This window comes from Acetonema longum DSM 6540 (assembly GCF_000219125.1).
Taxonomy (GTDB): domain Bacteria; phylum Bacillota; class Negativicutes; order Sporomusales; family Acetonemataceae; genus Acetonema; species Acetonema longum.
Genome location: NZ_AFGF01000208.1, coordinates 1 through 1,108 on the forward strand (window position 1 = coordinate 1; position 1,108 = coordinate 1,108).

1 protein-coding gene is annotated in these 1,108 nt (G+C 44.9%); it reads right to left on the bottom strand.

The window, feature by feature from the left end; all coding sequences use genetic code 11:
- Positions 1-12 precede the first annotated feature (12 nt).
- A complete protein-coding gene (locus tag ALO_RS16855; protein ID WP_040293748.1) occupies positions 13-1,050 on the bottom strand; it encodes an IS6 family transposase in 1,038 nt (345 codons plus the stop codon).
- Positions 1,051-1,108 lie beyond the last annotated feature (58 nt).

Genomic DNA, 1,108 nt, shown 5'->3' on the forward strand with positions numbered 1-1,108 from the left:
GGCAGGAATAAGTCAAGCTACGAGCAAAAGCTCGCGTTTACGTTTTGGCGAAAGATTGAGTCCAGCAACTTGTGCCGGAGTTAAGCCGTTTAAGGCAGAATGCGGGCGAAGAAAATTAAAGAAAAAGACAAAAAAAGCAATCAAATTGTTGGCACTATCAAAAGAACAAAACCCCTGTTTCGTCTTATACCAAGCCTTAAACTGTTTATGAAAACATTCAATGAGATTATTGGTAATGTCATCGGCAAAACTCTGAACTCGGATATGACGCACGTCAGACAGAGACTGAATAGGCACCTTATAAGCACTATAACGGTCTGTAACGATTGTTTGAGGTTTGCCCAGGGCTGACAGGGAATGGAGTAAGGAAAAAGCCTGAGAAGTGTCTCTGTGAGGAGAAAGGTGATAACCAAGGACAAAACGGGTTTCGCTGTCGATGATAAACCATATGTAATACTTCACTCCGGCAATTTTCACCACCGTTTCATCAGCGTGCCACTCATCCGAAGAGAAATCAAGTAAAGGGATAAGTTCCAGGCTAATATTTTGAAATAGAGGGGCAAATCGCGTACACCAGTTGCTAATCGTGGCGTGAGAGACTTGGATGTTCATGACCGTTCGCAGGATCAGGGCAATATTGCGAAATGAGTTTTTGCCGATGTAAAACATGGTTAAGGCCATCAGGATGGTCTGAACAGGATAGCGCATCCTTTTAAAGTCCGTCTTGCCAAACAGCTTGGACATGGATGCCGGAGAAACAGCAGCAGCTTTGGGGGTAAAGATGGAGTGATTGCATTTCTTATCACCGCAGCGATAATTGGCATAATGCTTCTTATCGTGGTGAAGAAACATTGCTTTGCCACAGCGTGGGCAACTGGGATAAGGTCGTTGCCGCTGGCGGCCTGGCTTATGGGTCGAGGCATCGGGGGAAAACTGATGCCCGCATTCTCGGCAACGATATTTCTGGAATCCAGATTTATCTTTGCCATAACGGTAGAATGAATGATCATTGTTGCACTTTGGGCATCGTAACGGGTATACTTTTACCATGAAGGCTCGTCTCCTTTCGGGAGGTACAGTGTTTTGTGGTAAAACCATTGTACCAGTT

What these genes read in the sequence shown, in the direction of transcription:
- ALO_RS16855 (WP_040293748.1), bottom strand. Translation starts at nt 1,050, where the DNA reads ATGGTAAAAGTATACCCGTTACGATGCCCAAAGTGCAACAATGATCAT.